This window comes from Bradyrhizobium sp. ERR14 (assembly GCF_014198235.1).
Taxonomy (GTDB): Bacteria; Pseudomonadota; Alphaproteobacteria; order Rhizobiales; family Xanthobacteraceae; genus Bradyrhizobium.
The window spans coordinates 1-5,949 of sequence record NZ_JACIHD010000053.1; the positions used below are offsets into that span (position 1 = coordinate 1).

Annotated in this window: 6 protein-coding genes and 1 pseudogene; 4 read left to right on the top strand and 3 right to left on the bottom strand. The window is 57.2% G+C overall.

Features of this window, described 5'->3' with window-relative positions; genetic code table 11:
* Nucleotides 1-94: 94 nt before the first annotated feature.
* A complete protein-coding gene (locus GGD62_RS40335; protein ID WP_183714800.1) occupies nucleotides 95-310 on the bottom strand; it encodes a hypothetical protein in 216 nt (71 codons plus the stop codon).
* A 107-nt stretch (nucleotides 311-417) separates the two neighbouring features.
* The gene (locus tag GGD62_RS42070; protein ID WP_409333999.1) at nucleotides 418-795 is read right to left on the bottom strand and encodes a PilZ domain-containing protein; all 378 of its coding nucleotides are present in this window, start codon (nucleotides 793-795) and stop codon (nucleotides 418-420) included.
* Between the two features lie 674 nt (nucleotides 796-1,469).
* On the opposite strand from GGD62_RS42070, the gene GGD62_RS40340 reads away from it, so the two are divergent.
* Nucleotides 1,470-1,694 (top strand): hypothetical protein, encoded by a 225-nt coding sequence (locus GGD62_RS40340; protein ID WP_109146016.1) that lies wholly within the window; start codon nucleotides 1,470-1,472, stop codon nucleotides 1,692-1,694.
* Between the two features lie 466 nt (nucleotides 1,695-2,160).
* Here the strand turns inward: GGD62_RS40340 and GGD62_RS40345 are convergent, their stop codons facing one another.
* Nucleotides 2,161-2,388: a hypothetical protein gene (locus tag GGD62_RS40345; protein ID WP_246800578.1), complete on the bottom strand. Its 228-nt coding sequence runs from the start codon at nucleotides 2,386-2,388 to the stop codon at nucleotides 2,161-2,163.
* Between the two features lie 1,182 nt (nucleotides 2,389-3,570).
* Between GGD62_RS40345 and GGD62_RS41420 the strand changes: the two genes are divergently transcribed.
* From GGD62_RS41420 to GGD62_RS40355, 3 genes and pseudogenes are all read left to right on the top strand, one after another.
* Nucleotides 3,571-4,161 carry a transposase DNA-binding-containing protein gene (locus GGD62_RS41420; protein WP_246800581.1) on the top strand — a complete coding sequence of 197 codons (591 nt, stop codon included), beginning with the start codon at nucleotides 3,571-3,573 and terminating at the stop codon, nucleotides 4,159-4,161.
* A gap of 56 nt (nucleotides 4,162-4,217) precedes the next feature.
* Nucleotides 4,218-4,862 (top strand): transposase, encoded by a 645-nt coding sequence (locus GGD62_RS41425; protein ID WP_246800579.1) that lies wholly within the window; start codon nucleotides 4,218-4,220, stop codon nucleotides 4,860-4,862.
* Nucleotides 4,863-5,370: 508 nt separating this feature from the next.
* A pseudogene (locus GGD62_RS40355) lies at nucleotides 5,371-5,863 on the top strand (transposase); the annotation flags it as partial.
* Nucleotides 5,864-5,949 lie beyond the last annotated feature (86 nt).

A 5,949-nucleotide genomic window follows, 5' to 3' on the forward strand; every position in this document is an offset into this window, starting at 1 on the left:
GAACTTGCCACGCATCCAAAGCTCCGAGATCCAACGCAAATCAGTGAATCACGGAAATCGAACAAAAACGATAGTTTTTCAGCAGACTGCTAGGTCATTCTTCAAGCTCGTCAAGCAAGATGCGCTTGTCGTGGAGCTCCCTGAGGTACTCGGCAATCGAACGCTGCGTCTCCTGCCATTCGATGCGTTCTTTCGCGGTCCAAAGGAAACACTCAAGTTTGAAGCGAGCTTTCTCAGCCTCTGCGAATTCATTGTAAAGCGTGATATCTCGCTCCACTTCTTCGAGCTGTTCACGAATGGTCCTTGGCATAGCCGGCCTCTGGGGCTTTGCCTCCAGCCAGGGGGCGTATTCATCTCAATTTGCGCGATTTAGCAACTACTCATTTTCTCGGTGCGGGAAGCTGACGCAAGGCGCTACTACCGCAAAACAGGCTTCGTATTTGGCTCCACGAGGGCTGAATAACGGTCCGTGTTTTGGAACGCCACCCCGATGAAGTCTCCCTGTCGCCACATGAGGCGACAAGGAGAGGTGCTGCGAAACCCATCGAAAGAAAGCGAAAACTCCGTCGGCAGAAGCGTGAGTCCGTTAAGCTGAATGCCAGCGCCTCTACTGGATAGATCACGCACCAGGCATGGCTCGGAGGTGATGTGTCCCGGAATTGAGAGAAGAACCTCTCGCCACACCGACTGCCTTTCGAGGGACCGCCGGGACCAATTCTTCCCTTCCCGTTGACGGACCTTTTCTTGCAAATCCTTTAGCTCTCGGTACTGGCGCTCCAGGCTCATATCCCTCATTCTCCGTTATTCTTGTTGGCGCTTCCCACATTATTCCGAAACCCAATAACCATCGCGATAAATTCTGTAGAGCGATCCTCAGGTTGAGGGAATTCCGGACGACTACCGTTTGTGGCCGATCGCGATTTCGCGGTTGGACCCGTAGCTTTCCGGGCCTTGAATGGCACTGCTGGCCTCAACGGTGGAGATGGCGGCAATGGTGCAAAATACCACGGTAGGCCTGTGGCCGCTCGCCGCAGAAAGGACTGTCAGTGGCTGGGGTGGAGGTGTTGTGTAAAGACGATTGTGTAAGGCAAATTGTCCTGCCGGTGTGTTCCTTCAGTATGTCAAAAGGCAGGATTGAGCGGACGGTATTGCCACAGCAAGGCCGGTAAATCTTCATAATACCCACCATCCTGGTAGGTGCGTCGCAGTTCGCCTTCGGCGATAATGCCTCATCGCGACCGTCACTCGTAAGGGGCGGAAGCATGTGAATCTGCCCACCAAGATCGCCCCCCTCGAATTAACGCCAAGAGATCACCATCCAAGCCGCTAGAATAGCTTTCGCGATAGCCATGACGGCAGTGGTAGCTGCGGGGGCGTTCTTTGCTATCCGCCTTTTGATTCGATTCTACGGATAGGGTCCCGCCGCTGCACCTCCAGCCGAACCGACCACAAATGGAGGCCGTGTCGTGATGGCGAATGAACAGGATGTTATCATTGGACGTATTGCCGAGATCGAGATCGACAAGTCGGCTGCCATCATAGTTGAGCAGATAGATGATGAAATCTCCATTGCCATCGCGAGCGTCGTCGGCGTTCACCTCCAGGTGACGGCGGGGCAGGCACGTGAGTTATCTCGATCCTTAGCTGTGGCCGCGGAGAATGCTGAAAAATTCCGCGCGTCAGCCAAGACGTAGTGGCGCCCGCTCCACTATCACCGCGGGATTTCGGTCAGGTTGCGCCATACAGGTCGGCCCGTTGCCCTAGTGAAGCGCGGCAATCTCCTCCAGGTTCTCATCGTTGTCGGTTAAGATGATGACGCCCTCAATCCAATCCTCAATAATGCTGGTTAGTGCCGTGGGCACTGGCCAAAGGGGCCGATGGTGATTTCGTGCCCTCGTTCCAATGAGCGTCGCGGTGTACCAGCCGGTTCGGATGGGATGCCTGTGAGACTTTCGCCAGCGCGCCGCGCCCGTGCTGCCTACGATCCGGGACTGATCGCCAAGTCACCGCCCTATCCTGGTAGTTGCGCTAGGGCATTCGTCGGGATGATGTATCCCCGTCAGCTTCTTTCGTCGCTGAGGCTGGCTGCGTAGAAGTCACTAGCGAGTGGCAGGGACAGCACTTTATTGGTCCACTTCCAAGCGTCGAGTCAAGTGGCCGCTAACGTTCCCGCTGTTTAGGTCGCGCGGCTGCCACCGTGAGTCCGGTGTGATCCTTGAGGCTATCGACTACCGTGACCGTCGCTTCGAGTTCATCTCGAAGACGCTTCGTAATCCGCAGAATGCTGCTCGCCAGCTCCTTGCGGCTGATTTCTGCACCGTGAGCAACTTTTTCTTCGAGGTCGCGTATAGCTTCGTCGATCTTGTGCAGCGAGAATGTGCTAGGCATCATCCGGCTCCGTCCTGATTGAGGGTCGGGCATCCGCCGAACCACGGTGTAAAAATGCGTCCGCTACACGGTTAAGTAAAGCGGGTGGCGTTGCGGGAAAATCTGTCCCCATCTCGCGTCTGAGCGCCTCGAATTCGGATAAGGTCGAAAGCAGGCAATCCGCCACCGCGTCCATTTTTGAGCGGATAACTTCAACCCGGGATCGCCAATCGGCCAGCTGTTCTTTAGTTCGCTGTGGGCCGTACGTGTCTTCTGCCGGTGTATGGCTTGGCCTACGGACGTAGTCCGTGAATGCTTGGATTGCCACTTCGGTCCTGGGCAAGGCGTTACTCCTATGAGCGGAGCCAGCTCGAACAGTTACAGGCCGAGCATTTTATACAGGCACGCGGGGATGCGGCAACCCCCTCGTGCTGGTAGGTGCTCTCCAACTGTTCTCAGAATACAAATTGGTAGCATCTTGAGAATTTCAGCCTCTCGGGAGCAAAGGTGGCCAGCCTCAGTCTTCGAGGACGGGCTGGCCCCATCGCTTGCGACGCCACCTTGCAGGTCAAAACGGAATGCACACGTTGGAGCGACACACCACCTCCCTACGCTCGCAGGCGCTTGCGGTGCTTGCAGCCAATCAGGCCCGGGCGGCCAATCAATCTTTGAGCCTGGCAGATCGACAAGTCGCGACGTTTAATGCTGAGGAGGCCCAGGCGCTGCTCAGCATCCTCGATTGCGTGAAGCTCGAACCCGGGCCTGAGGAGGCACGGAAGATCGCAGCGCGCATACGCGCGCTTCTAGAGGACCCACGGAGGAGCCAACCGATTCGAGTGGCGTGCTTGTAGGGTTTACTTGGAACACGACGAGTCCGTTTCTTGGCGCGTTTAGAGGAATCGAGTCACTCTTTCGGTGTTCGCACATTTTACCAAGTTAGTGGTGAGCCCGGCTGGACTTGAACCAGCAACGAGACCATTATGAGCGTACGCGACCGGTGACGCTTTCAATTACCCACATTTAGCCGAACGGGCTGAGGGAGCGCACAAACCATTGCATCGCAGGAATCGACCGTGATTCCTTGTCTGGCACCGATTCGCAGGGTGCGGTGCCAATGGACGAAGAAGCCGACGCTTGGTTTGATCGCGAGCTCTCGCTGGCTGCAGCCTTGCCGACGAGCGCCTGAACAAGCGGCTCCGCAAACTGGTAGCGCAGATCGGGAGCGCGATGGGAGAAAGCATTCCGCTGGTGTGCCAGGACTGGGCCAAAACCAAGGCTGCGTATCGTGTTTTCTCCAACGACCGGGTCAGTGAGGCGGACATTCTGGCCGGCCACTTTCAATCGACGCGGGAGCGCACGATTGGCACCGACGGTCCTGTTCTAGTGCTCCATGATACGACCGAGTTCAGCTATCAGAGAGAGAGCTCGGACGCGATCGGGATCACCAAAAGCATAAACAGCGGCCGGGACAAGGCGGGCGGCCTGAGATCGCACACGGTTTGCGGCATCCTGATGCACTCGAGCCTGGCGGTGACGACCGAAGGGCTGCCGCTTGGACTGACGGCGGTCAAATTCTGGACCCGGAAGAAATTCAAGGGGACCGCCGCGCTTAAGAAAACGATCAATCCGACGCGCATTCCCATCGAGAAGAAGGAGAGCATTCGGTGGCTGGACAATGTCCAGCAATCCACGGGGCTGCTGGGCGATCCAGGACGATGCGTTCACGTCGGTGATCGCGAGAGCGACATCTATGAGCTGTTCTGCGCGGCTCGAGAAGTAGGAACGCATTTGTGACTAGGACTTGCGTTGACCGTTTGGCTGGGGATGGAGATCACACGATCGCCGACGAAATGGACGAGGTCGCCGTCAAGGGACTGCATTGCATCGACGTCAGAAACAACAACGGCGATCCCGATGAAGCCGTCCTCGAGATCAGATATCGCAAGATTCGCGTCCTGCCGCCGATCGGAAAGCAGAAGCGCTATCCCGCGCTGACCTTGACGGAGATCCATGCCGAAGAGCGCGTGACGCCGAAGAACAGAAAGAAAATCGAGTGGAAGCTGATCACAGATCTGCCCGTTAGCTCCCGCACCGACGCCATTGAGAAGCTTGAATGGTATGCTTTGAGATGGAAGATCGAGGTGTTCCATAAGATCCTCAAATCAGGCTGCAAAGCTGAGGCGTCGAAGCTTAGGACCGCCCAACGTCTGACCAATCTGATCTCGCTCTTTTGCATCCTGAGTTGGCGGGTCTTCTGGATGACGATGCTCAACCGTTCTGCCCCAGATGCGACGCCGACCCTCGCGTTGACCGCGACCGAAATCGGCGTGCTCGATCGCCTCGTCAACGACAAGCCAAGAGCGGGACAAAAAATGCTTTCGCACTATCTCATCAAGATCGCCCGGCTCGGCGGTTATCTCGCCCGCGCCAGCGATCCGACGCCCGGCAATACGTCATGTGGCGCGGGCTGTCGCGCCTCACCGACATTGCTTTAGGTGCCTTGGTCGGAGGAAAGTTTGTGGGTAATTGAAAGCTTCACCGGCCGGATACTTATGAGCGGCCGGCTCTAACCATTTGCTACAGGCCCTAAAAAGGCCCGCTCCTCGGCTTCGGGGGCTTGACGGAGCGGGCCTAGTCAGACGTCGTTAAAGGGCGACTGGTAGTGGCCTCGCGCTTGGACCCAAGCCTGTTTCCGCCGAACTTTTCAACGCGAAGAGCCCTCCGCTCGCAAATGGGAATCATCAAAGCTCACTCGTCCTGCCAGTCGATCACCAGCCGGCCCCCGAAATACTCAACCGCCCTCGCAATCATGTCGATGTGTGTCCGCCGCTGAGGCGCCCCGCAGAAATAAACGCCCCAACCAATTTCCGCGCTGAACCGCTTAATGCAGATTCCATCTTCTTTGAGCCGATTACGCACCTGATCTCGGAGATCGCTTGTGACCTTGCCCCACGGGCTTAATCCAGTTTGAAGTTCGCTCTGGCCCACGACAAGGACCAGAGCATGAAGCGCAGCCGCTTTTCGGAAGAGCAGATCATCGGGATTTTGAAGGAGCACGAGGCCGGCGTTTCGGTCGTCGATCTGTGCCGCAAGTATGGCGTCAGCGACGCCAGCATCTACAAATGGAAGGCCAAGTTCGGCGGGATGGATGTCTCCGAGGCCAAGCGGCTGAGGACGCTGGAGGACGAGAACACGAAGCTGAAGCGGCTCCTGGCCGACGCGCCATGCTGGACAACGCGGCGCTGAAAGACCTCCTGGGAAAGAAGTGGTGACGCCCGCCGGGAAACGGAAAGCTGTCGTCCATCTGCGAGAGGCATTCGGGATGAGCGAACGGCGGGCGTGTAAAGCCATCGGCTGCTGCCGCATGACGATGAGATACCGGACGACCCGTGCCAGCATTCGCCAGCGCATGAAGGCGATTGCCCATGAACGCCGCCGCTTCGGCTATCGGCGGCTGCATGTTCTGCTCAAGCGGGAGGGCTATCTGATCAACCACATGGCCTAATCGCGCGCTCGAGGCTGAGGTAGAATGTTCTCCTCAGTGCAAACGAGGAGCATGTGATGACCCTTTATGTTGGTTTG